Annotated in this window: 24 protein-coding genes and 4 tRNA genes; 11 read left to right on the forward strand and 17 right to left on the reverse strand. The window is 64.8% G+C overall.

What is annotated here, in order from left to right:
* Positions 1-16: 16 nt before the first annotated feature.
* Positions 17-577: a hypothetical protein gene (locus tag KLK06_RS53380; protein WP_214643558.1), complete on the reverse strand. Its 561-nt coding sequence runs from the start codon at positions 575-577 to the stop codon at positions 17-19.
* A gap of 14 nt (positions 578-591) precedes the next feature.
* On the reverse strand, positions 592-1,167 hold the full coding sequence (locus tag KLK06_RS53385; RefSeq protein WP_214643559.1) for a hypothetical protein: 576 nt from the start codon (positions 1,165-1,167) through the stop codon (positions 592-594).
* A gap of 28 nt (positions 1,168-1,195) precedes the next feature.
* Between KLK06_RS53385 and KLK06_RS53390 the strand changes: the two genes are divergently transcribed.
* The 4 genes from KLK06_RS53390 (at position 1,196) to KLK06_RS53405 (ending at position 5,431) form a co-directional block, all read left to right on the forward strand.
* Complete coding sequence (locus KLK06_RS53390) at positions 1,196-2,608, forward strand: hypothetical protein (RefSeq protein WP_214643560.1); 1,413 nt, start codon at positions 1,196-1,198, stop codon at positions 2,606-2,608.
* 44 nt (positions 2,609-2,652) lie between these two features.
* On the forward strand, positions 2,653-3,231 hold the full coding sequence (locus tag KLK06_RS53395) for a TetR/AcrR family transcriptional regulator (protein WP_214643561.1): 579 nt from the start codon (positions 2,653-2,655) through the stop codon (positions 3,229-3,231).
* Positions 3,232-3,319: 88 nt separating this feature from the next.
* Complete coding sequence (locus KLK06_RS53400) at positions 3,320-4,657, forward strand: MFS transporter (protein ID WP_214643562.1); 1,338 nt, start codon at positions 3,320-3,322, stop codon at positions 4,655-4,657.
* Between the two features lie 12 nt (positions 4,658-4,669).
* The gene (locus KLK06_RS53405; RefSeq protein WP_214643563.1) at positions 4,670-5,431 is read left to right on the forward strand and encodes an SDR family NAD(P)-dependent oxidoreductase; all 762 of its coding nucleotides are present in this window, start codon (positions 4,670-4,672) and stop codon (positions 5,429-5,431) included.
* A 344-nt stretch (positions 5,432-5,775) separates the two neighbouring features.
* Here KLK06_RS53405 and KLK06_RS53410 read toward each other — a convergent pair.
* The 4 genes from KLK06_RS53410 to KLK06_RS53425 all read right to left on the reverse strand — a co-directional run bounded on the left by KLK06_RS53410 (position 5,776) and on the right by KLK06_RS53425 (position 7,628).
* A tRNA-Phe gene (locus KLK06_RS53410) sits at positions 5,776-5,849 on the reverse strand.
* 5 nt (positions 5,850-5,854) lie between these two features.
* A tRNA-Asp gene (locus tag KLK06_RS53415) sits at positions 5,855-5,929 on the reverse strand.
* A gap of 81 nt (positions 5,930-6,010) precedes the next feature.
* Positions 6,011-6,083, reverse strand: a tRNA-Glu gene (locus KLK06_RS53420).
* Entirely contained in the window at positions 6,084-7,628 is a 1,545-nt protein-coding gene (locus tag KLK06_RS53425; protein WP_250907459.1) for a metallophosphoesterase, read from the reverse strand.
* Between the two features lie 51 nt (positions 7,629-7,679).
* Here KLK06_RS53425 and KLK06_RS53430 point away from each other — a divergent pair, with 51 nt between their 5' ends.
* Both KLK06_RS53430 and KLK06_RS53435 read left to right on the forward strand, forming a co-directional pair.
* On the forward strand, positions 7,680-8,030 hold the full coding sequence (locus tag KLK06_RS53430) for a metallopeptidase family protein (RefSeq protein WP_246652006.1): 351 nt from the start codon (positions 7,680-7,682) through the stop codon (positions 8,028-8,030).
* 109 nt (positions 8,031-8,139) lie between these two features.
* Entirely contained in the window at positions 8,140-9,405 is a 1,266-nt protein-coding gene (locus KLK06_RS53435) for an MFS transporter (RefSeq protein ID WP_250907460.1), read from the forward strand.
* Here KLK06_RS53435 and KLK06_RS53440 read toward each other — a convergent pair whose 3' ends face one another.
* Positions 9,406-9,702, reverse strand: coding sequence for a PspC domain-containing protein (locus tag KLK06_RS53440; protein ID WP_214643567.1), 297 nt, complete (start codon positions 9,700-9,702; stop codon positions 9,406-9,408).
* A gap of 99 nt (positions 9,703-9,801) precedes the next feature.
* Between KLK06_RS53440 and KLK06_RS53445 the strand changes: the two genes are divergently transcribed.
* On the forward strand, positions 9,802-10,956 hold the full coding sequence (locus KLK06_RS53445) for an acyl-CoA dehydrogenase family protein (protein ID WP_214643568.1): 1,155 nt from the start codon (positions 9,802-9,804) through the stop codon (positions 10,954-10,956).
* 56 nt (positions 10,957-11,012) lie between these two features.
* Positions 11,013-11,088: transfer RNA gene (locus KLK06_RS53450), tRNA-Lys, on the forward strand.
* A 247-nt stretch (positions 11,089-11,335) separates the two neighbouring features.
* On the opposite strand, the gene KLK06_RS53455 is transcribed toward KLK06_RS53450, so the two are convergent.
* The 9 genes from KLK06_RS53455 to KLK06_RS53495 form a co-directional block, all read right to left on the reverse strand.
* Positions 11,336-11,584 (reverse strand): hypothetical protein, encoded by a 249-nt coding sequence (locus KLK06_RS53455; protein WP_284735397.1) that lies wholly within the window; start codon positions 11,582-11,584, stop codon positions 11,336-11,338.
* Positions 11,551-13,248 (reverse strand): replication initiator, encoded by a 1,698-nt coding sequence (locus KLK06_RS53460; RefSeq protein ID WP_308168896.1) that lies wholly within the window; start codon positions 13,246-13,248, stop codon positions 11,551-11,553. Before KLK06_RS53460 ends, KLK06_RS53455 begins: the two co-directional genes overlap by 34 nt.
* A 68-nt stretch (positions 13,249-13,316) precedes the next feature.
* Positions 13,317-13,472, reverse strand: a complete 156-nt coding sequence (locus KLK06_RS53465) for a hypothetical protein (RefSeq protein WP_214643569.1) — start codon at positions 13,470-13,472, stop codon at positions 13,317-13,319.
* The gene (locus KLK06_RS53470; RefSeq protein ID WP_214643570.1) at positions 13,469-14,893 is read right to left on the reverse strand and encodes an FtsK/SpoIIIE domain-containing protein; all 1,425 of its coding nucleotides are present in this window, start codon (positions 14,891-14,893) and stop codon (positions 13,469-13,471) included. The genes KLK06_RS53465 and KLK06_RS53470 overlap by 4 nt, the downstream gene beginning before the upstream one ends.
* Before the next feature lie 83 nt (positions 14,894-14,976).
* Complete coding sequence (locus KLK06_RS53475; RefSeq protein ID WP_214643571.1) at positions 14,977-15,297, reverse strand: hypothetical protein; 321 nt, start codon at positions 15,295-15,297, stop codon at positions 14,977-14,979.
* Positions 15,294-15,560 (reverse strand): hypothetical protein, encoded by a 267-nt coding sequence (locus tag KLK06_RS53480; RefSeq protein ID WP_214643572.1) that lies wholly within the window; start codon positions 15,558-15,560, stop codon positions 15,294-15,296. The genes KLK06_RS53475 and KLK06_RS53480 overlap by 4 nt, the downstream gene beginning before the upstream one ends.
* Complete coding sequence (locus KLK06_RS53485; protein ID WP_214643573.1) at positions 15,557-15,976, reverse strand: plasmid replication, integration and excision activator; 420 nt, start codon at positions 15,974-15,976, stop codon at positions 15,557-15,559. Before KLK06_RS53485 ends, KLK06_RS53480 begins: the two co-directional genes overlap by 4 nt.
* 112 nt (positions 15,977-16,088) lie before the next feature.
* Positions 16,089-16,892, reverse strand: a complete 804-nt coding sequence (locus KLK06_RS53490) for a GntR family transcriptional regulator (protein ID WP_308168897.1) — start codon at positions 16,890-16,892, stop codon at positions 16,089-16,091.
* 209 nt (positions 16,893-17,101) lie between these two features.
* The gene (locus KLK06_RS53495) at positions 17,102-17,386 is read right to left on the reverse strand and encodes a hypothetical protein (RefSeq protein ID WP_214643575.1); all 285 of its coding nucleotides are present in this window, start codon (positions 17,384-17,386) and stop codon (positions 17,102-17,104) included.
* Positions 17,387-17,728: 342 nt separating this feature from the next.
* Between KLK06_RS53495 and KLK06_RS53500 the strand changes: the two genes are divergently transcribed.
* The 3 genes from KLK06_RS53500 (at position 17,729) to KLK06_RS53510 (ending at position 20,599) form a co-directional block, all read left to right on the forward strand.
* Positions 17,729-19,123: a helix-turn-helix transcriptional regulator gene (locus tag KLK06_RS53500; RefSeq protein WP_250907461.1), complete on the forward strand. Its 1,395-nt coding sequence runs from the start codon at positions 17,729-17,731 to the stop codon at positions 19,121-19,123.
* Entirely contained in the window at positions 19,120-19,662 is a 543-nt protein-coding gene (locus KLK06_RS53505; RefSeq protein ID WP_214643576.1) for a flavoprotein, read from the forward strand. Before KLK06_RS53500 ends, KLK06_RS53505 begins: the two co-directional genes overlap by 4 nt.
* A gap of 193 nt (positions 19,663-19,855) precedes the next feature.
* Positions 19,856-20,599, forward strand: coding sequence for a hypothetical protein (locus KLK06_RS53510; RefSeq protein WP_214643577.1), 744 nt, complete (start codon positions 19,856-19,858; stop codon positions 20,597-20,599).
* 552 nt (positions 20,600-21,151) lie between these two features.
* On the opposite strand, the gene KLK06_RS53515 is transcribed toward KLK06_RS53510, so the two are convergent.
* Positions 21,152-22,279 (reverse strand): pentapeptide repeat-containing protein, encoded by a 1,128-nt coding sequence (locus KLK06_RS53515; RefSeq protein WP_214643578.1) that lies wholly within the window; start codon positions 22,277-22,279, stop codon positions 21,152-21,154.
* Positions 22,280-23,215: the final 936 nt, after the last annotated feature.

Raw genomic sequence — 23,215 nt, forward strand, 5'->3', positions numbered from 1 at the left:
TATCGGCCACGGGCTCTCATGTTGGGGACAAGTACGGCAGCTCGGCCGAACGGTAGAGCACGACGATCAGGATCACGACGGTCGCGAACCAGGCGATGGGCGTGACAACTCCCAGGTCGGCGTAGCCGTACCCAGACAGCAGGCCGAGCACTCCCAGACTGACCACGGCCCAGCGCAGCACGTCGAGGAGGGCGACCCTGGAGCTGTCTTCATAGGGACGAATCCGTCTGATGATGGCGTCGACCACCAGCCAGACGGTGACCAAGGCACCGGCCGTGCTGGCGAGGCCGACCACGTGCGAGAACGTCAGGGAATGACTTGAGCGCTCGCCGGACGCGAGCATGGCGACAAACGAGGCGCAGGCCACGGCGACGGCAAAGGACCTGGCCCGGCCGAAGGGATCGTCGACGGATCGCTGCAGCTCAGCCAGTCCGGCCGCGCACAATCCCCATCCAACGGGGTCGAACAGCAGGTCGAAGCCATTGAAACGGAGGGCACCGAACGCGAACACGAAACCGAGGGCGATCTTCGTGACGGGCGGCATGCGGCGCAACCTTCCAGGCGGGTCGTCGTCCACGGATGAGCTGACGGTCAGGGCCAACGCGGGCTCACCGCGTCATTGCACACATCGTCGGCGAGGCCTCGCTGCCAGGCGAGCGGGATCCTTCCTGTGGGTCCTGTCAGCTGCCATGAGTCCGCCGGCGCCTCCGCTGACCCTGAGCCCGTCCAGGCTCGGTAAGTGAAGCGCATCGGCTGGGGCTCGTGTGGCACCGCCGCGCAGTCAGTGATGACGATGCGCCTACTCACGGTCGCCGAGCCGCCCCTCTCCAAGGTGACCACGGAACTTTCCTCGTCCGCCTTGTCAGCAGGTATCAAGCGTAGGCCCGGAATTTCCATAGAGATATCGGTGAGGGTGACGGAGGCCAGCCCCTCGTTTTCGAGCTCGATGAACGCCCTGGTGGACAGGACACCATTCTCGTCCACCTCCGCACGGACGAAGAACTCGTCGATCTCCCAGCGGATATGCGGGGTAATCGCCGCTGACCACCACGGGGCCACGACGATAATCACGAGCGACAGCCAACTGGCCACCGCGACCAGTAATCGCGCACGCCGGGCGCGCCACGTGGCGATGCCAAATTGCCGCCATATATCGTCTGAACTCACGATATAGCACCATATATGGTGGCACTTCGTGACGATACCTCCAGTGATCTCTTGGATAGTCTCCGCCATCACCCTGCTGACGGCAGCCGTTCCGGTCACGCGAGAGCGACTCAACAGGTTCGCCGCACTGATTGGCCTTTCCGTCACAGAGGCCAACGCCCGCCAGGTCATCGACCATTTCGCCGCCCTGCGCCGATGGCGGCTGATCGCCCTCACCCTCGCTGTTCCCTTGGCTTGCCTCACCAATGACCCGTTCTATCTGGTCGTGGGGTGGTGTGCCGTTTCTGTGTTCCGCGATGTACGACTGCCGGTCCGGGTGCTCCATGCTCACGACGACGCGAATATCTATCGGAAAGCATGGCTGCTCGGTTTGGGCGGCGCCGTAGTGGCAGACGGCTATCTGCTGGTGACCCAGGGCACCACTCCGGCGCGTCTGGCCCATGCCGTCATCGTGATTATCGTGGCGGCAGCCGTACCCCTTGCCGCCCGGAAACTGAGCGCCAGGCCGGCACCCGAGGCCTCGGATGACATGGCCCAAGCCGAACTGGCCATCGGCAAATGGTCAACACGGACCCTCTACCTCGCGGGAACCGCGATCGTCCTGTCAGGGGCGCTGCTCATCCCTGGGCAACCGCCGCAACGCGACCTGCCCGAATACTCGATGCCCCAGTCGTTTCCAGAACATATGGGGGTTTTCGCGACAGTGGACAAATACAAGGGGCCTACCTGTCCGTGGACCAATCAAATGGACGACCCCTGCCGGTCATGGCTGGTGAACGAGGCGCCATTTTCCCAGGCCGCGCCGTACATCGTCGGAAAAGGCGGAGCACCTCAGCGGGCGCCGTTCGTCCGCAGCTCCGACAAGAAGGCCGTCGTCTACCTGGGCAGACATGATCGCCGCATGGTGTATCAGGACGCCGGGGGAATCCATTACCTCACCGGCAGCCTGACCGACACCGCAGTGCCCACGCCCACGTTCGCCGCCCAGAGCAGGTATGTCGCCCTGGCCAAGGACGGCGCGCAGATCACCGACACCAAGAACTGGACCACGCTGTCGATCCCCGGTGCTCGACAGGTCCATGACCTCAACGAGAGCGGGATCGTGGTCACGACGGCGTCTCAGGTGCTCGTTCTGGACCATCAGGGAAAGACGAGAATGGCCCTCCCCCTCAGGAAGGATGCTTCCGAGGACACGTACCACCTCCGATCGGACGGAAGCCGCTTCGTGGCCATCCGAGGCGGTGAGGCGCGTGTTGACACCTTCACCCCAGAGACCGGCAAGCGTGTGTCCAGCGTTGTCCCCAAGTTCCCCGACGACGATTCTCTCGACATCGGCCTCGGCTGGTCGAAGGAGGGCCCCTTCCTGGTCCGCGCCTACGACAGTAAACGCGTCTACTACCTCGACCTGGCGACGGGCAAGCTCTGGAGACGTCAGAAGTGAACCATATTTGACAGGTCGTTCTAGATAACCGTAGGCTCGGCGCCGTGGCAAGGACCAAGGAGTTCGATCCCGACGTGGCACTGCAGGCAGCCCTGGAGCTGTTCTGGGAGCGCGGGTACGAGGCGACGTCGATGGCCGACCTCGTCGAGCACCTGGGGATCGGCAGAGCCAGCATCTACGCCACCTTCGGCAACAAGCGCGACCTCTACCTGAAGGCCTACGAGCGCTACCTGCAGAACGGCATCGACTACATCGGCCTGCTGTCACAAACGGGGCCGGTGCTGCCCGCCGTACGCGCGCTGGTCGAGCGGTTCGCCGATGAGTCCGCGCACGACGAGAAACGCCTCGGCTGCCTGGTGGTCAACACCGCCGTGGAGGTGGCGCCGCACGACCCCACGATGGCCCGGCGCGTGGAGTCCAACTGGGACTTCATCGAGACCACGCTGACCTCGGCGCTGACCAGGGCCCGCGCCCAGGGTGAGCTGGCCGAGGAGAAGGATCCCCGGGCGCTCGCCCGGTTCCTGCTGACCGTGATGCAGGGCATGCGGGTCATCGGCAAGAGCTCCAACGACCCCGAGCGCCTCTACGACGCCGCCACTCAGGCGCTGCGCGCTCTCGACTAGCCCCAACTCCCCTCTGACGCGGAGCCCCTTGCAACGACGCTCCTCCATGCCTTCATACTGGAACGATCGATCTGGAAAAGAGGAGTCCGTGACAGTCCCTCTGGCCGACTCGCCCGCACCCACCAGGCCGACCGCCCCCGCCTTCGCGCTGCTCGGCACCGTCCAGATCATGCTGATCTCGGGTATCACCGTCGTCTCCGTCGCTCTGCTGGCGATCCAGGATGAGTTGCGGCTCAGCGGTGGTGACCTGGCGCTGGTCAGCACGGCGTACGGGCTGGCGTTCAGCGGGTTACTCCTGCTCGGCGGCAGGCTGGCGGACCTGTACGGCAGGCGACGGGTGCTCATGCTGGGCCTCGGCCTGTTCGGGGTCTCCTCGGCCGCGGCCGCCCTGGCCCCAGGGCTCGCCCTTCTCCTCACCGCGCGGTTCGCCCAGGGCATCGGCGCCGCCCTGACGGCCCCCTCGGCAATGGCGCTGCTCGGTGTGCTCTTTCCCGACCCTCACAGGCGGGCCCGGGCCACCGCCGTCTGGGGCGGCCTGGCGGGCATCGGTGCGACCGGGGGCACGCTGCTGTCCGGCGTGTTCGCCGAGTGGGCGTCATGGCGGTGGGCATTCGGCGTGCCGGTGATCGCCACGGCCCTCGCCCTCGTGGCGGCACCCCGGCTGCTCCCCGCCGATCGCCCGGTAGAGCGTGCTCGCATCGACATCCTCGGCGCCGCACTGGTGACGGCAGGACTCTCCACACTGAGCTACGGGCTGGTGGAGAGCTCGTACGGCCCGCTCATCGGCGGAGCCGTCCTGCTTCTCGCCTTCATGATCGTGGAATCCCGTACGGCCGCCCCTCTGGTGCCGCCGGCGTTCTTCGCCGCACCGCGAAGAGCCGTCGCCCTGGCGGCGATCGTCCTCGGCTCGGCGGGCATGGCCACCAGTTTCTTCTTCCTCTCGCTGCATCTCCAGCAGGTTCGCGGTCTGTCTCCGCTGCTGACCTCCGCCGCGTTCCTGCCGTACGGCGCGGTCCTGATCGGTACGGGCGCGGTCGCCGGGCGACTGCTGGCGCGCTTCGGCATCCGGATCGTTCTCACGACCGGCCTGATCACGGCCGCCGCCGGGCTGGTTCTGGTCGGCAGGTTCGACGGCGCTCTCATCGCCGGGCTGCTGGTCCTGCCTTTCGGTATCGCCCTGACGTTCGCCGGCGCGACCGTGGCCGCGGTCACCGACGTACCCGACGAGCAGGCCGGGCTCGCCGGTGGCGTGGTCAACACGGCAATGGAGATCGGACCGACCCTCGGCCTCTCCCTACTGGTGTCACTGGCCGCCGCACAAGCCGGTGACGCCACCCACGGTTACGGCTTCGCGCTCGGCATCACCGCTGTCGCCTTCATCCTCATGGCCCCGATCGCAGCCCTACTGCTGCGCACCCCTCGATAAAAGGAGAACATCATGACCGCTCGATTCATCGACAAGGTCGTCCTCGTCACCGGCGGTGGCTCCGGCATCGGCCGGGAGACCGCCCGGGCCTTCGCCCGTGAGGGCGCCACCGTCGTCGTCTCCGGACGTGACGCGGAGAACCTCGACCAGACGGTCAAGCTGATCGAGGCCGAGAACGGGCGAGCGAGCCTCGTCATCGCCGACGTCACCAGGCAGGAGGACGTCGCCCGGATGGTGGCGACGACCGTGGAGCGTCACGGCGGCCTGCACGTCGCACACAACAACGCCGGTATCTTCGGCCAGGCCGCTCCGCTCGCCGACCTCGACGTCGACGGCTGGCGCAACGTGCTGGACGTCAACCTGACCGGTGTGTTCCTGTCGATGAAATATGAGATTCAGCACATGCGCTCCCATGGCGGAGGCACGATCGTCAACACCTCCTCCAACATCGGCGCCCATCGCAGGCTTCGCGGAGCGAGCGCGTACGCCACTTCCAAGGCGGGCGTGAGCTTCCTGACCCGCGCCGCGGCACTCGACCACATCGATGACGGCATCCGTATCAACGCGGTCAGCCCCGGAGCCAGCGACGCCCCGATGTCGTCGCGGCCCGGCGAGAGCCGCGAAGAACGCGATGCCCGTCTCGCTCCGCATATTCCGCTCGGCAGGGTCGGCGCGCTGGAGGAGGTCACCGCCACGGTGCTGTGGCTCGCCTCCCCCGAGTCCGGATTCGCCGTCGGCCACGACCTCGTCATCGACGGCGGCGCCACCGCCTGATCACGAAGCAACCTGGGGCGGGGTCCGGGGCGCCTGTACGGCCCCGGACTCCGATCCGCCTTGATTGCTCTGCCCGTACGGCCCTCAAGGCCGCTCGGGGCCGCAAGGCGCCATGCCCGGCACGTTCCCGCGCTCTGCCTCGGCCTGCCACAGATCACGCTGAACGGCGCCCGAGCTCCGAACCACCCGCTCAGCGCATCGAGATTCCAGCCGAAATGGCAACCAGTACCCCCAGGAGCAGAACCTGATGCTCCTAGTCGATCAGGACGGAATCCACGCACTCCATAAACCGTCTCAGAAGATCAAAAAGCCCCGAACGATGATCCGTTCGGGGCAAAAAAATGTGGTCAGGGGCAGGGTCGAACTGCCGACCTTCCGCTTTTCAGGCGGACGCTCGTACCAACTGAGCTACCTGACCCAGAGCGGTCCTGACGGGACTTGAACCCGCGACCTCCACCTTGACAGGGTGGCGAGCACTCCAAACTGCTCTACAGGACCTTGCTTTCTTGCTTTGCGACTCGCTTAGCTTACCAGTTCTTCGGTGGCCTTCGACCAACCGTTTTGTGGTGCGCTTTGCGGTGCCCCCAACGGGATTCGAACCCGTGCCGCCGCCTTGAAAGGGCGGTGTCCTAGGCCGCTAGACGATGGGGGCTCAGGAACTTTCCCTGTCGCCTTCCGTCGGAGACCTCTGAAGCATAGGGGACGATTGCCCTTGATGCCAAAGTGGCGGACCGGCGGCCGGCGTTGTCGTGCCAGTGATCGATCCCGTTGGCGACGGGGCGTTCGTTGGCGCTGGAGAAATCATACGTCCCGGGTCACGCTCCACGTGACGCTGGATGTACACCGACTGCTCCCCGAGGCCCCCGAGCGTGATGTCGTCCCAGGCCTGCAGGCGTCTGGTCTCCTTGTCGAAGTACATGACCGAGGCCTGTACGGGGGTCGGCTGGGGGTGTTCGAGGGCACGCAGGCCGGCCCCGCCCGTGGAGCCCTGGACCAGCAGGCGGGTGCCCGTGGGCAGCACGGTCGTCGATCGTTCGTGGGTGTGACCTGCGAGGATGATCGGTGTGGCACCGGAGAAGCCGCGGCCGACTTCCGGATCGTGGACGGCGACCACGTCCGGCTTCCCCATCCGCGGCACGTGTGAGCGGCCGAACTCCGCCAGAACGGCCGGGTCCGAGTCGACGGCGACGGTCTTGTCGGGGGTGAAGCGGGGATCGCCCAAGCCGTAGATGTTCAGGCCTGCCACCTTCTGGGTCTTGTCATCCAGAACTATGGCGTTCTTCTGCTTGGCGACCGCTTTCTGGGTGATCATCGAGTCGTGGTTGCCGCGAACGTAGACGTACGGGACGCCGAGGGTGGAGATCTCGTCGACGAACTTGTTCTCGGCTTTGGTGCCGTGGTCGGAAATGTCGCCCGTGTCGATGATCATGTCGACCTTGAACTGGTCCTTCAGGGAGCGGATGACGTTCCAGGCGATCGGGTTGATGTGGATGTCCGAGATGTGGAGGACGCGGATGGATCTGGGGTCCGCGTCGTACAACGGCAGGGTCGACACCGTGTCGTACAGCTTCGAGACGTTCGTGACCAGCTTGGTGAGCTGTGACCGGTACGACTCGAACTTCGTCACGATCGACTCCGCGCTGCCCACCAGCGACGGCGCGGCGGCGATCAGGCCCGAGTATCTAGGCTCGACGAGCGAATTGGGGCGGAATGTGAGCGCGGCGAACGCGCTCGTGCCGGCGAGGGCCACCGAGGCGGCCAGCAAGCCGAGCAACGCCACCCGCGGCCGCCTGAACACCAGCAGGCTCGCGATCAGCGCCCCCGCTCCCGCGCACAGCATCGAGCGGATCAGCAGCAGGCGGACACCGTCCAGCAGGTCGCGCTCGATGATCTCCGGCAGCCGGTCCGCCAGGCGCGGGTCCTCAAGGAGCGCCTTGGCGCGTTCCTGGTCGATGTTCTCGAGCGAGATGCGGAGTCTGAGCGGGGCGTCGTGCGTGCGGAACGTGAGCGTGCCCAGCGGGCTGGCGTCCACGACCGTCTCGCCGTTCCAGGCGGGCCGGAGCGACATACCCGTCTCTACCGGACCGACCTGAGCCCTGAGGGTCCCGCTGAGGAAAATGCCGAGCCAGGCGCCCACCGCGGCCACGATGAGGACGGCCACGACCCTGGACACCCGCGACTGGAGGACTGCGGTCAATCTGTCAGTGAACTTCATACAGTTTCTTGCTTACCCGACCAGCGGGGCAGAATGGCAAGGGTGATCGAGGTTTCGCGGGAGAAGTTCGAGGAGCTCGTAGCCGAGGCGTTGGACACGATTCCCCCAGGTCTGACCCGGGTGATGAGCAATGTCGTCGTCACGGTCGTCGACGATCCGCCCGAACCCAACCTGTTGGGCCTGTACACCGGGATCCCCCTCACAGAGCGCGGCGACTGGTACTCCGCAGTCCTGCCCGACCGCATCGAGATCTACCGAAATCCGATATGCCAGATTTGCGATACGGAGGACGACGTGGTCGACGAAGTACGCATAACGGTCGTCCACGAGGTCGGGCACCACTTCGGCATCGATGACGCCCGGCTTCATGAACTAGGCTGGTAACCGTTCGCAATGGGTTGGCTTCTTTGGGTTGCGGGCCGTCAAATGATCGGGCACCTTAGGTGACATAGCGAGCACTCTGAGTCAGGCACAGCGGAGTCCAATGGGGGCCATGCGGACGCGACGGCTGCTGGGACGGCATCGCCGCGCCCTCCAACGCCAAGCCACATACGGCGAGGTCATCGCCATCAGGGAGTTTCGCGCGCTCTGGTACGGCCAGGGCCTCTCCCTGCTCGGCGACCAGCTCGCCCAAGTGGCGCTGGCCGTCCTTGTCTATGACCGCACCCGATCACCGCTGGCGACCGCGGCCGTCTACGCGCTGACCTACCTGCCGACGATCCTCGGCGGCCCGCTGCTGGCCGGTCTGGCCGACCGGTTCGCGCGCAGGGGCGTCATGATGACGTGCGACCTGCTCCGCGCGGCCCTGGTGGGCGTGATGGCGCTCCCGGGGGTGCCGTTCCCCGTGCTGTGCGGGCTGGTGTTCCTCGTGGTGCTGCTCAGCGCGCCGTTCTCGGCCGCGCGCGCGGCACTGCTGCCCGAGGTGCTCGAAGGTGATCGGTACGTCGTCGGCTCCGCCTTGCAGAACATGACGAACCAGGGCATCCAGATGCTCGGTTTCGCGGCCGGCGGCGCGATGATCGCCACGATAGGCCCCTTCCGCGCGCTCGCGCTCGACGCGATCACGTTCCTGGGTTCCGCGTTGATCCTGGTCATCCGCGTACGACCACGTCCCGCGGCCGCCCGCGACGGCGCCAGGCCGTCGATGTGGGCGATGACCAGGGCGGGCGCCCGCCTTGTCTTCGGCGACCGAAAACTCCGCACCCTTGTGCTCTTCGCGTGGCTCTGCGGCTTCTACATCCTGCCGGAGGGCCTAGCCGTCCCCTATGCGGCGAAGCTCAGCACCGGCGCCCTGTCGCTCCCGGTGGTCACCGGGCTGCTGATGGCGGCGATGCCGACGGGGACCGCGGTGGGGGCGTTCTTTTTCAGCAGGTTCGTCACGCCGCCGCGGCGCCTGCGCATGATGGGGTGGATGGCCATGCTGAGCTGTCTGCCGCTCGTCGTGACCGCGCTGCAGCCACCGTTGGCCGTGGTGCTGGCCGCGTGGTTCCTGTCGGGGGTTGGCGGGGCCTACCAGCTCGCAGCGAACGCCGCTTTCGTCCAGTGCGTACCGGCGGAACGACGCGGTCAGGCGTTCGGCCTGGTGCAGTCGGGGCTTATGGCCGTACAGGGGATCGGGATCTTGATCGGCGGGTTCGCCGCGGAGAGACTCGGCCCAGAGCCGGTGGTCGCGCTGGCCGGCGTCATCGGTGTGACGGCCGCGGCCGTGCTCGCCATCCTCTGGTCCGAGTCCCGCGTCGAGACCCCCGCCCCCGCATGATCACTGCTGCGGCTTCTGCTCGCCGCTGTAGTCGGTGTGGTCCTGCCAGGTGGACTTGGCCTGCTGCTTGTCGAACAGGTCCTGGACGATCGAGGTGTCCCGGCCCTCTTCCGGCATGAGCAGCCAGCCGGCCGCGTACACGCCGACCCCGAGCCCACCGAACAGCGTGGCGATCGCCAGGCCGATTCTGATCAGGTTGGCGTCGATGCCGACGTACTCCCCGATACCCGAGCAGACACCCGCGATGATGCGGCCGTTGTTGGTCCGACGAAGCTTCTTGACGTTGTATTCGCTCATGCCTCAAGACTGCCCTCCGGCCCGGCGTTCGCACATCAGGATTCCCCCTGGTAGAACCCTGGTAGGCCCTTACGGCCTTTCGTCACGGAAGGACGCTCGATGGACGATCTGCTGCGCCTGGACGACCGGCTCGACGGCGACCAGAGGCTGATCCGCGACACGGTCAGGTCCTTCGTCGACGACCGCGTCCTGCCGTACGTCGGCGACTGGTTCGAGCAGGCCACCTTCCCCGCGCGCGAACTCGCGCCCGCACTCGGCTCGCTCGGCCTGCTCGGCATGCACCTCGAGGGGTACGGCTGCGCCGGCACGGACGCCATCTCGTACGGCGTGGCCTGCCGCGAGCTGGAAGCCGGAGACTCGGGTTTGCGGTCCTTCGTCTCGGTTCAGGGATCGCTGGCGATGTTCCCCATCTGGCGTTATGGGTCCTCCGAGCAGAAAGATCAATGGCTGCCCGCGATGGCCGCCGGTGAGGCGATCGGCTGTTTCGGCCTGACCGAGCCCGACCACGGCTCCGACCCCGCCAACATGCGCACGTACGCCAAGCGAGACGGCTCCGACTGGATCCTGAACGGTTCCAAGATGTGGATCACCAACGGCTCGATCGCCGACGTGGCCGTCGTATGGGCCCAGACCGACGACGGCATCCGCGGCTTCGTCGTACCGACCGATACGCCCGGCTTCTCCGCCCCTGAGATCCACAAGAAGCTATCCCTTAGGGCCTCCATCACCTCGTCCCTGTACTTCGACGACGTACGCCTGCCCGCCTCCGCCGTACTTCCCGAAGTGTCCGGCCTCAAAGGCCCTCTGTCGTGCCTCTCAGAAGCCCGCTTCGGCATCATCTGGGGCGTCGTGGGCGCGGCCCGCGCCTGCCTGGAGGCGGCGGTCTCGTACGCGAAGACCCGCATCCAGTTCGACAAGCCGATCGGGGCATTCCAGCTGACCCAGGAGAAACTGGCCTGGATGTACGTCGGAACGGCCCAGGCGGGCCTGACGGCCCTGCATCTGGGCGCACTGAAGGACGCCGGAAAGCTGGAGCCCCGGCAGATCAGCTTCGGCAAACTGGCCAACGTACGGGCGGCGCTGGACATCGCCCGACAAGCTCGGACGATCTTGGGCGGGAACGGGATCACGCTGGAGTACCCTGTGATCAGGCATATGAACAACCTGGAGAGCGTGCTCACATACGAAGGCACCCAGGAGATCCACACACTGGTGCTGGGCGAAGCGCTGACGGGGCTCGCGGCTTACCGGTGAGGGGGCGAAAGGGCGTCGCGTGGGGGGCGGTAATCTCTGTACCCTTGCTGTTGCTAGGGGCGTTAGCTCAATTGGCAGAGCTGCGGACTTTTAATCCGTAGGTTCCGGGTTCGAGCCCCGGGCGCCCTACCATCCTCTACCTCGAATCCTGCTTCTGAGCTGGGGTTTTGCTCTGGAACGGCGTGGACCGCGAAGGCAGCCACAGGCCACCGAAAGCAGCCGCCTGCCACCCTTCCCGGAATATACGCGGAATGGATCTTGGCGCGTTTGCCCAGGTCGAGGCAGCAATTCGGAAGCGTTCTTCGGAGATTCCGCGTCGACGCCGCGACAACGACGAAGGACCCCGAGCTGTCTCGGGGTCCTTCTCTGTGAGCACCTGTTACGCGGCCTCAAGGGCATCCAAGATCCTTTGGTTGGCGACCTCGCGTTGCCCGTCGATGCACTTGGCGTAGACGCGTAACAGGACATCGACACCATGCCCCGCCCGTTCGGCCGCCTCAGGGGCATGAACGCCAGCATTGAGCCACAGCGACACGGCCGCATGCCGCAGGTCGTAGGGCCGAGCCGCCAGCGGAGAGGCGACCTGGTCGGGCGTCAGCCCGTAGGTCCGTGCCTCGCGCCAGACCATCGACACCGTCGAGCCCGGGAACGGCTTGCCTGTGCTGGTCCTGAACAACCGGCCGTCGCTGGACACGCCGTACTGTTCGAAGTTGCCGAAAGATCTTGGCCGTCTGCTTGGGCTTGGAGTTGGGCCATGTGGGCGCGCCAGCGTTGCCGTTCGGCCACCGATCGGAGGAGTCGGACAGCCAGCGGTGCGACGTTGGCGTCTCCGGCCGGGATGGGCTTCCAGACGTAGCGGTGCGGGTCTGGTGGCTGGTCGCTCTGGCCGAGGGCCTCCAGAACCCAGGTACGGCGGTCCTGCTTGTGTTCGGTCAGGGTCTTGTTCGACCACTTGCGGGAGACCAGGACGCGCCGTCCGGCGTAGCCGAGGTGGTCGGGCTTGTGCGCCTTGGACCGGCAGCGGCCGGGAGTCATACCCGGCTTGGCGTTCTTGGGTTGGACCCCGTAGCGGAGCCAGTTGGGGCAGGTCGGAGAGCAGGGCTCGAAGCGCAGCGCCTCAGTCATCCGCGTCGCGTGATCTTTCTGGGTCTGGTCGTCGGGGTCGAGGCTGTCACTGATGGACATGGTCAGGTACTTGGACAGGTAGCGGATGCACTGGTCGGCATCCGGAGTGCCCGCCAGCACGCCCTGAACGTCGACTTGGACGCCGAACCGGGATACGTGCAAGGGTTCGGCCGTCTGGTCGAGGGCTTGTTCCCAGGTGGGCAGTACCTCACCGGTTGCCGGGTTGAGGTAGCCGATGCCGTCTTCCCATATGGGCAGGTGGTCACCGTCGAAGGCGGCCGTCTCGGCCGGGGGCCACCACACTTGGTGGTAGGTCGCTGCGGCTATCTGCTTGATCTCTGCTCTGGGCAGGGTGCCTCGGATGGCCATGTGCAGGTGAGGCGCGAGCCGCTTCTGCGGTTCGACGGCCGCGAAGTACTGCACGTCATAGCCAGCAACGCGGCGAAGGTTCTGCACGAACCGGTCCACCAGCTTGGAGAAGTGCAGCGCGTCACGGGCAGCCCGGGCGTAGTCGTAGGTGTCCGGATCGACCGGTATGCCGTTGCGGATCTTGCCGTAGGACGGCAGGGTGAGCGTGACGAACAGCGACGGCCGGTAGGTCTTGCCGTCCGAACTGGTGAACGTCCGGCCCAGCGTGGTCGCCGTCATGGCGCGCTTGGGCAGGTTCGGGGCATCCTGCCGCCGTCTGGTCGAGCGGTTGCGCTTGGCAGTCGTTCGGCCGAGCACGTTGCCGCGCATGCCCGCCTCGTTGATCTCGCCATCCAACTCGGTGATGATCGCGTCCTGGTCGGCCGTGTCCTCACCTTTGGACACAGCTTGGTCGCGTTGGGCTTGGATGTCGGCGCGGAACTCGATCAGCCAGCGCTGTTCGTCGTTCGGCTCATCGGGCGTGATGGTCGGTTCCTGTTCGAGGTGCCAGCCTTCCCGGCATTGGGCCATGCGAAGCTGCCGGTTGCGCTTGGCGCAGGGCGGGCATGTGGCCTCCAGCGTGGCCCCGCACGGCACATCCACGACGTCCCAGGTTCCGGTGTGGATGTCGAGCCGTTTGAGGGGCACCGGCCGGATGCAGACGCCGTGCTGCTTGGCGACCTCCACGGCCACCTCGCGGGCCAGGGGCATCGCCATGCGCAGGGCACGAGGTGTGGCGCGGTCAGTCGCTCCGGCCACCGGCCCAACCGCTTCGCGGCCCCTTTGGGGTCCTTCGGGTTGCGCCGGCCGCTCCGCTCGCCGGTCAGTCATGACCCCTGCCCCTCGCCGATCTCGGGGAAGACCAGCGCCGACTGTCCGCACTCAGCGCACTCGACCAGCGAGCGGGCCGGGTCGAGCCGCAGCGCGTTCAGGGTCTTGCAGACCGAGCAGCGCAGCCCGTCCAGGAAGTGAGCCAGCGTCATCGCCCCTCACCACCCGCGAAGGTGGCCACCATGGCGCGAATGTCGGTGTCGGCGACGTAGGCGGCCCGGACCCGGATCGGATCAGGTGAGGATTCCAGCCGGACATAGCCGATGCCCGCGCCCAGCTCCGGGATCGGGGAGATGTGATCGGCCAGCGCACCGCGATCCCTTGCCCCGTCACCCAAGACCATGTCGACCTGCTCCGACTCGTCGAGGCGTAGGGCGATCTTGTCGGGGAACAGGTTGCGGATGTTCATGACCTCCTTGCGTGGGTCTTGGAGCGCGGCCAGGACGCCGACGCCGACCGCGCGGCCTTGTGTGGTGAGCGTGGCCAGCGCGGCGGAGATGCGCCGTTTCAGGTCCTTGTCGGCCTGGTAGGCGGTCAGGAACGCCACTTCGTCGACGACGACCAGGACGAACGGGTCTTCGGTGGTTGGGGTGTGGTTGCGCTGGACGCCGCCGAAGCGGGCGGCTCGTTCCTGCATGACCTTGACGGCCGTCTCCAGCAGGTCGGCGCACTCGGCAGGGGTGGCCGCGTACCGGTCCCCGAACAGGGCGCGGCCGAAGGACAGTTCCATCAGCTTGGGATCCAGCGCCCACACTTGGACCAGGCCCGCCCGTACGGCTGGGAGCAGGGCGCGGATGGTGGACCAGATGATCGAGCCCTTGCCCGCCCCGGTGGCGCCGGCGATGAGGATGTGTGTGCCGAGGATCTTCAGTAACCAGGGGGTGCCGTCTTCGCGCGTGCCGACCTTGACCGGTCCGACGGTGGGGGTGGCCGGGATGGGCAGCGCCGGTATCACGGTGGCGAGCGGGTCACGCCGGGGGAAGGTCAGTAGCAGCCGACCGGCCTTGATGATGGCCACCCGGCACGATGGAGCGCCGAAGCCGTGCGCTAGGTGCTCGATGCGGTCGGACCAGTCCTTGACGGCTTGCCCGTCGAGCATGCGCACGGTGACGTGGTCGGCCCAGGAGGTGCAGGTGACCTTGCCGAGCCGGGGTAGGTAGTCGCGTCCCATGACGTGCTTGCCGAGCCCGGAGACGATCATGACGGGTTGCCAGTGGCGCCGGTAGATCCAGATGAGCCGCCACCAGGCCAGCAGCCGCCAGCCAACCAGGTGGACGAAGGAAGTGCGGTTGGTCAGCGCCCAGGCGATCAGCCCGACCGGGACCGGGGTGAGCAGCAGCAGCGCGACGCGCCAGCCGTACAGCCACATCAGGACGGCGGGAGTGAGCACGGCCAGCACGGCGACGGGGTGTCGCCAGGACAGCCGGACGAGCCCGACGAGCATGCGCCAGGCGAAGATGACGATGGTCATGATGGCGGGAGTGGTGACGACGGCCGGACGGAAGACGATGGCCGTGTCAGGGGTGGTGGAGACAAGGTTGCGAGCCTCATCACCAGGAAGCTTGCGGAACATATGCTTGGAACCTCTCGTGAGTGAGATCAGGGAGAAGATCGGGGGCCGCCGGAAGTTGGCGCTTCTGGCGGCCCCGCCATGGGTCAGGCCGCCGTCTGGTCGGTGGCCTTGCTGGTGCCGTCGTAGGTGACCGTGTCGGCCTGTATGGCGTGCAGGCGCTCACAGTCGGACGCGGTAGCGGCGAATAGCTCACGGGCGAAGGCCAGGTCAGCGTCAGTGACGGACCCGCCTCCGGTGGTGCTGATCGAGACGGCCGCTTCGGTGGTGGTCAGGTCCAGGACCGGACGCTCGGCGAGCAGCAGGTTGTAGATGTGGATCTTTGAGGTGTAGAAGGACACGTCCAGCCGGGTGGTCTCGCCGGGGCTGACGCAGAGCGTGACGTTGGTGTACGGGGTCTTGTTCATGCCGCCGCCTCCGGGGGGTTGCTCGGCTGGTAGAAGCGGGTCTCGACCGAGCGGGCGTAGCGGGCGGCCTCGCGGGCGAGCTGGTGGGCGAAGGCGAGGTCAGCGGCCGTGACCGGCCCGTCGCTGGTGAGTACGACGGTGGTTGCGCCGCAGTCCAGTGCCAGCACGGGCGAGCGGTAGGGGTAGCGGTGGTGGGTGGCGGTGGCGTTCTGGGCGGTGGTCAGTCGGATCACGCTGCGGCGAGGCGTCCAGCGGCGGGTCATGCCTGCCCCTCCTTCGCGGATGGAGCTCGGTGCGCAGGGCCGGTGGAGGGTGCGTGCATCTGGCGGACCCGGATCGAGTACGACAGTCGTCCGGCCGCGTTGACGTACGGGGTGACGGTGATCTGGTCGAACAGGACCGGGGTGAAGGGCATGCCCGGCATCGGTGTGGGTGGGGTGGGCTGGGTCGGGGACAGGATCTTGACCGCGACGGTCTTCTGGGCGGGCTTGAGGGTCGGGTCGCCGTCCATGACCGCGACCTGCCAGACCAGCTCACCGGACTGCTTGTCGCGGGCCTGGACGAACCGGCCGTTGGTCGAGGCGTCGAAGTCCTTGACCGGCTCGATCTCGCCGACCACGTAGCAGCCGTGCGGGAAGAGCATCTGGTAGGTGACGGGGATGGGGCCTTGCAGAGCCATAATCGATTCCTTCTGTCGAGTGATAGGCACTTAACCTATCAAGTGATTCGAGAATAAAGAGAGCCCGCTTGATAGGTCAAGTGCCTATGCGGGCTCTGTCGGGAACACTTCCCTAACCAATCGGATAGGCGTCGTCCAGCTCATGCCGATCAGCGGGCAGCAGCACTTCCACCACCAGCAACGGTCGGCCGGAAGCCTCGCGCACCGCACCGAAGACGGCCAGCAACGGAGTGCTCTTGCCCATCGCGAGCTGCCTTGCCTCACCGGCCGTGGGCATGCGCGCGGTGATCTGCTCGACCACGTGATCGAAGCGCACCCCCTTACGCGCCTGGAGGTGCTCGCGCAGTCCCTGCGGCAACGGGGCGGAACTGGTCAGATCGGTGCCCTCCGAGAGCTCCGCAGGCAGCCACACTGACACCACCATGCTTGGCTCACCCTCAAGGGTGATCACCCGTCGCCGCAGGAACGCCTTGTCCTTGTCCGGCAGCTCCAGCAGGGCGGCGATCCGGTTGGGCGCGACGACAGTACCGACCTGCACCACCTCACCCTCCGAATCGAGCTCCGGCCGGATCAGGTACGCCTGACCGGGACGGTTACGCTCGACAGCGGCCATCGCGGGACGGCCGCGCACGAACCGGCCCTTGCCTTGCTGGGAGTCGATCCAGCCTTGTTCGCGCAGCACCCGCAACGCGGCGACCACCGTGGGCCGGGACACGCCGAACTCTTGGATCAACTGATTCTCACTGGGGAGAAGAGAGCCGGGAAGGTAGGTTCCAGACTCGATACGCCGCTGAAGGGTCTGCACAAGCTGTGCGTACTTCGGCGGCACGGACTCTAGTGACATCATGACCGTCCTGCACCTGACAGGTTGTTTTACCAAGTTGGAGCGTAGCCCGACGCACCCCCGCCTGTCCATGTCGGTCGATGTGGCGCGAGCGATACAAGCAAACGACCCCGGCAGACAGGGCGCGAGCGGACCTTGGCGGACGATAGGCCCGCACAGGGTTCCGGCGCTCCTGCCTGCCGGGGCGATCAGAGGCGCGGCGAGGGGCTGGAGAGCGCATCCACCCGACCCCCTCGGTCGGGATGGACCACCTCGCCGCGCCCGTCTCGGGGGCGGATTGATCAGGACGGTTTGATGTACTTGACCAGCGCCTGCGCAGTCCCTTGCGGATCGGAAGCCGGATGCCGATCGTTCGCGTTGTCCCAGGAGTAGTACGCACCGCCGTAGCCGACGAACACCCACACCGGCAGCCCAGGATCCGGACGCAGCACCATCAACGCGGAGTTGTTGTCGCGCAGCTCCGCCCGGACCCCGATCCGCACCAGTTCGACCTGCAACCGCAGCAGCTTGTCCGCCTCGTCTTGTGGATTGGTCATGTTGGCCAGCAAGGCCATGATCGAGTTCATCTCCCGCTCTCTTCGCCCAGGCCGCTTCCGGCGCAATCGAGACACAGCAACTCCCCACCGGCTTGCTCGCACTCCTCATCACCCACCAGCAGCGCCCGGCGCGGCGTACGTCGCTTGGTCCCACGCCCCCGGCACGCTAAACAGGGTCGTACCTCGCTGGTCTCGTCTGGCCGGATCACCGTCGCCATCTCCTCGATTACCGGCGTTCCCTGTGCCGGGAAGCCGCGTGACGTACCTTGTTGATTGATGGCAAGTCCACCGGCAAACGGGCTGGATGAGGCCCTCCAAACAGGCCCCCCTTCAGCCCCTTTTCGATCCCCCCAATCGGAAAGCGGAGCGGATATGACGGGTGCGACCCCCAATGATCGACTTCGGGCGTGGCGGGAGAACGCGGATCTGACCCGCGCCGAAATGGCCAAGATGATCAATCTCAGTCAGAGCGGCATCAAGCACGGTCTGACCTGCGACGAGGAGCGCATCCGACGTTGGGAAACGGGGGAGGTTCGCTGGCCGCATGACCCCTACCGATTCGCGATCAAGGAGGTCACGCACACTGACCTGGAGGATCTAGGGTTCACTCCCAGACGCGGCGGATCAGCAAAGAAGCCAGCGCAACGCCGTTCAGGAGAGGTTGACAATCAGGGCATCCAACCCCGCACGATGGATCTCGTTGGACGGGGGGAGGTTGAAGACGACGTGCGACGCCGGGAATTCGTCGGACTCACGGGAGCCGCACTGTTCAGCGCCGTCCTTGGACCACCGGAAAGCGTCACAGACGCGAGCCGTCATATCGAATCCCTGGCCGCCGTTCTCGTCGATTACTCGCATCCCACGGACGACCACATCGACCTCGAAGCGCTTTCCGCCGCTGTCGTGGCAGCCAAGCAGAATTACCAAGCCTGCCGATATGCGCAGGTCACCGTAGCGTTGCCCGCACTCCTCCGAACCTTGCGCACCGCCTGTATGGTGCTGGACGGCGACGGCCGGCTACGCGCCTACGCGCTATCGGCCGAGGCGCACCACGTCGCGGCCTCTATCCTGCTCAAACAGGAAGACAAGGGCCTCGCCTGGCTCGCCGCAGACCGCAGCGTCCAAGCGGCCCACGCCAGCCAGAGCCCCCTCATGATCGGCTCAAGCTCCCGCATCATCACCCACGCCCTCATGGACGGTGGCCACCACCGAGCCGCCACCGACACCGCACGTACCGCCGCCGCGCGCATGGACACCGACCTGACCCACCCATCGCCCGACGAGCTGTCCATCTACGGATCACTCTTGCTCAGAGGAGCCGTCGCCGCCGCCCACAGCAGCAACCGCCACAACATCGCTGAACTACTGGACGAAGCCGCGGAAGCAGGCACTCGACTCGGCACGGACGCCAACCACATGTGGACCGCGTTCGGCCCGAACAACGTCCTGTGCCACCGCGTGAACATCGCCCTGCGACTCGGCGACGCAGGCACCGCGATCAACCACGCCCGACAGGTCGAAATCGCCAAGCTGCCCATCAACGAGCGCAAAGCGACGCTGCTACTCGACATCTCCCGCGCCTTCCTCATGTGCGGCCAGCACGACAAAGCCCTGCACATCCTTCGCGCCGCAGGTGAGTTGGCCCCAGAGGAGGTCTCCGGGCGAGAAGCAGCCCGGCGCCTGGTCCGTGACATCCTGGCAACCGCGCCTATCAGTGTGCGCCGCGAAGCCCGCGAGTACGCCGAGTCCCTGGGAGTCGTCGCGTGATCCAACCCGGCAAGGTCCTCTACATCATCGTGTGCGCAGCCGGACCAGCCGGAGACGTCGGCCGCCTGGTCACCATGGCCCAGGACGAAGGCTGGACCGTCCAGATCATCGCCACCCCGCCAGCGCTCAACTTCATCAACGTCCCGGACCTGGAACGGCAGACCGGCCGGCCCGTTCGCAGCCAATACCGCACACCAGACGAGCCGAAGTCACCACGAGCCGACGCGATCATCATCGCCCCAGCGACCTACAACACCATCAACAAGTTCGCCCAAGGCATCGCCGACACCTACGCACTCGGCGTCCTGTCCGAAGCCCCAGGACTCGGCATCCCAGTCGTCGTACTGCCCTTCGTCAACAGCGCCCTCGCCACACGCGCACCCTTCCAACGCAGCGTCGAAGACCTACGCGCCGAAGGCGTACACGTACTGTTCGGCCCTGGCCAGTTCGAGCCCCATGCCCCCAGCTCCGGCGGCGACCACATCGACGCCTACCCCTGGAAACGCACGCTGACGGAACTTGCCGAATTGTTCTCATAGGTATCAAGGCGGCGGCGCACGCACCGCCGCGCGGCCCGAGCTTGCGGGCCGCGCGCTGCGCGTGCGGCCTGGGGGCCGTTCTCGCGCGCGCCCGCCACTCGGGCCGCGACAACGCACTTGCCTCGTCCTGAAATCAAGGATCTCACCGTGAGGATCTAGCCAAATCCGTAACCCGGCTTCAGACTCTTAGCGCATGGGCGATCTGACTCTTCCCCTAATTGCCGCTACAGCTACGCTCATTGCCGCGTCTATCGCCGCGACAGTCGCCCTATATGTAAAGAAGCTGGATCGCCGAAACGCAGCAGAACAGCGACATAGCGACGCACGCAAAGAGGCCTATGAGAAATTTCTTGCAGCTTGCGATCGGGCATGGCATTACCGGCTCAAAATATGCCTTGAGAGATACGATCACGATATTGAACCAAACCTCGAAGATCAGCAAAAGCTTCTAGACACAATTGATCATCAATGTATGGACGCTATGCAGTCTCTTCGCCTTCACTCTCAGGACATGGAGAAGGCGATGCCGGTACTTGCACACCTCTACATGGAAGCATTTGAGCGTCAGTCGCCGTCCCCGAACGATTATGAGGTGGCAAGACATCGCCTAGAAGAGCTGGTGCGCTTCGAGATAGGACTCAGAGAGAGGCTTAGCAAGCTCTCTCGGGCGACAGCCAAGATGCACAAAAGAGCAGCCGAAGAAGCCATGAGTGCTATCAATTCAGGATCTCCATATTTCCCCACGTTCCCAGGTGTTGTCATCAAGAGCTATAAAGACGGGGCACAGATGATGAGAGATCTCCATGCCATTATGCATGAATGGGAGCTACTCCGGGCGAGTTTAAAGCTCCAGGAGACGCGCGCCCAGTTCTGGCGAAGCAAATCACTCTGGCCGGAGATCGAGGCCTCCGGCGGGGGCACTCCGGCTCCGGGATGATCGGCGCTTGATCCTCAGGTCCGTAGATGGTTGAGGTGGAAGCCTGATCATCCCGCCCGCCATCGACCCAGGACAAGCCGAGCAGACCAGGGCCACGGGGCCAAGGTCGTTCCTCCAGTTGGGGGCTCCACCTTGTCCCCGTGGCCCTGGCCCGCCTCCCCTCCGGGCGGGTCGACGGCAGACGGGATGATCAGGGCGCAGGGTGCGCATCGCGCGAGAAAGCCCAGGTCGTAAGCTGATCACCGTGCAATTAGGCAGGGTAACGAGGGATCAATCACGGTCACTCGGGACCAGGTTTTCCCGCAGCTCAGAGCCCCCACGTGCTGCGATCCTTACAGTTCCCAAGCTGACAGTGCTGGCTTCACTCCGCCGAGATGTCATAGGCACATGACGCCTGTCGAAGCTAATTTCCTCAATCCGATTGCCTGGTTCGGCAGCAGCAGATGATGTCGCTATAGGAGACCCCAAGCTCCACCACTACGTGCCACAGTTCTACCAGGAATCTAGCATCCCGCATAAAAACGTGGATAAAAGCACCACACGTTCGTGCTGCTAGAATTTAGTATCTTCGTCCACCTTGCCGCCTAGCTTCTTGATCTGATCGATTGACGGCAAACCTTTGGCCTTACGCAAATCGGCACCGCGAAGATCGATGTTATCAATTTGTGCACCGCGAAAATCCGCGCCTTGCATTTTCGCGCCATGAAAATCAGCGTAAGACAGCATTGAGTCTCGCATGTCGGCGTCACCTAGGGATGCGCCTGACATGTTGGCTTTCCGCAAGTCGGCACCGCTTAGATTGCTAGAATACATCCCCGAATTCTTGGCATTGATTGATCGCATATCTGCCCCAGAGAAGTCAACACCAGCGCACATGGCGCGCTCCAAGTCAGCGCCCTGCAAGTCAGCTTGGACGAAGCTGGCGGGTCTATTGCCGATGGGTTTTACAACGTAGGCGTCTCCCACTGAATCGCTAAGATTTGCTGCACTAAGGTTAGCCCGAATCAGTCGCGCATTGCGAAAATTCCCGTCCGTTAAGGTTGTTCTACTCAGATTTGCGCTCACGAGGTCCACGAATTGAAGGTCAAGTCCAGTCAGACGCACACTGGGAGCTTGTACTTCTGATAGATCCAGCCAGCCAATCGTCCACTTTTCTGGTGGGTTGCGGCCGATGACAGTAAGTGCCGCCACGACATCCTTTGACGCCTTTGAATACCCCTTTTCATCCCCGTGCTCGCGTGCATATGCAGCAAGAACTGCCAGTACGGTTTCGTGATCGCGCTCTGAATCACGAGCGATTCGCTCGAGTGCATATATCGCGCCAAGGCGGACATCGCGCGCTTGAGAGCCAAGTTGCTCCACTGCCTTAGTGTAGCGATCTGTTATTTGCCCTTGTTGTGTGGCCTCTAATGTGCCGGCCGTATATATCAGCCCTCCAACAGTAAAGGCAACCCCTAGCATGACACCAAAAGTGCTTAACGCCTGAATCCGGCTTGCATGAGTCGAATTAATCGCATCCATGCGCTCTTTCGGAGTAAGCTGATCTATGTCTGCAGCACTAAGAGGTGGAATGTTTGCAGGCCGTGGCCATACCTTCGCCACCGTCTGCAAAGTAGCACTTGTGAAGGCGGTGCCAATAAATACTAATGCGAAAACAAACGGTAGCTCAGCAACGGTCATGGGGGGTCGGATAAATGCAGGTAGCTTTCTAAGAATGGGCCACCATGACGGGACCTCCAGAGGATCAATCAAGGCGAGCGATGCAGTGACGATCACCGTGGCGGAGAGATGCGCAACGAGCCAAATCAAATAGCGCGCGACTCCCGAAGGGATGCGCCGCAACATCCTTCGAGCGTGCGTGATATCAGTACCGCTAGAAGAGGAACTGGGTACCACGGCCTACCTCCACACTGCAATGCTCCGACTAGATGTCCAACGAACTACATGCAAGCATTTAGTAGCGGGAGCCGTCGAGCGACTTAGGACTGCTAATACAGTTTGGCCCGCCTGCAGACGCCCTCACGATCGCCTGCCTGTGACGGTTGCCCGGGCTTTCGATCTTTACTCAGCGTGTTCTGAAGGTCGCCCGGTTGCGTATACCGCTATCAATGGTTCAGCCAGAGGAGGAGCACGTTGGCGACTCTGTGCGTTCCGGGGTCACCACCTCGTCTCTCATGACTCGTTCCACAGTTGCATCGCCGATCGCTGTGCGTGCCCCTGGAACAAGCCTCCCGTCAGCACCCCGTTCCCATACTCTGTTCTCCGGGTCGACGAAGGTCAGGTAGGCGTCCTTCGTCCGTTCAGGCAGGAGCAATGTGTCGCCTCCGAAATCTGCGATTGGCATTAGCCAGGTACCGAAGTAACGACTAATACTGCACGGAGGTAGCGTTCCAAGAGGCAGATAGTGACTTCTGGACTTGTCCTCATATTTCCAAACCAGTCGGGCGACCATCGGCTCCATACTGGCGTTTTGCACTATTATATTATGCTCTGACCCGGACTGTTCTTCGGCCCACCAAGTGACCTTCGATCCCAAAGTCCGCCGCTGTAGGTCAAGTCGTTCTCCGTGATCTTGTATTTGCATCAATAATGCTGCGCTGGACACAACGAGCGCCG

The sequence above is a fragment of the Nonomuraea sp. NEAU-A123 genome (assembly GCF_018603905.1).
GTDB lineage: Bacteria > Actinomycetota > Actinomycetes > Streptosporangiales > Streptosporangiaceae > Nonomuraea.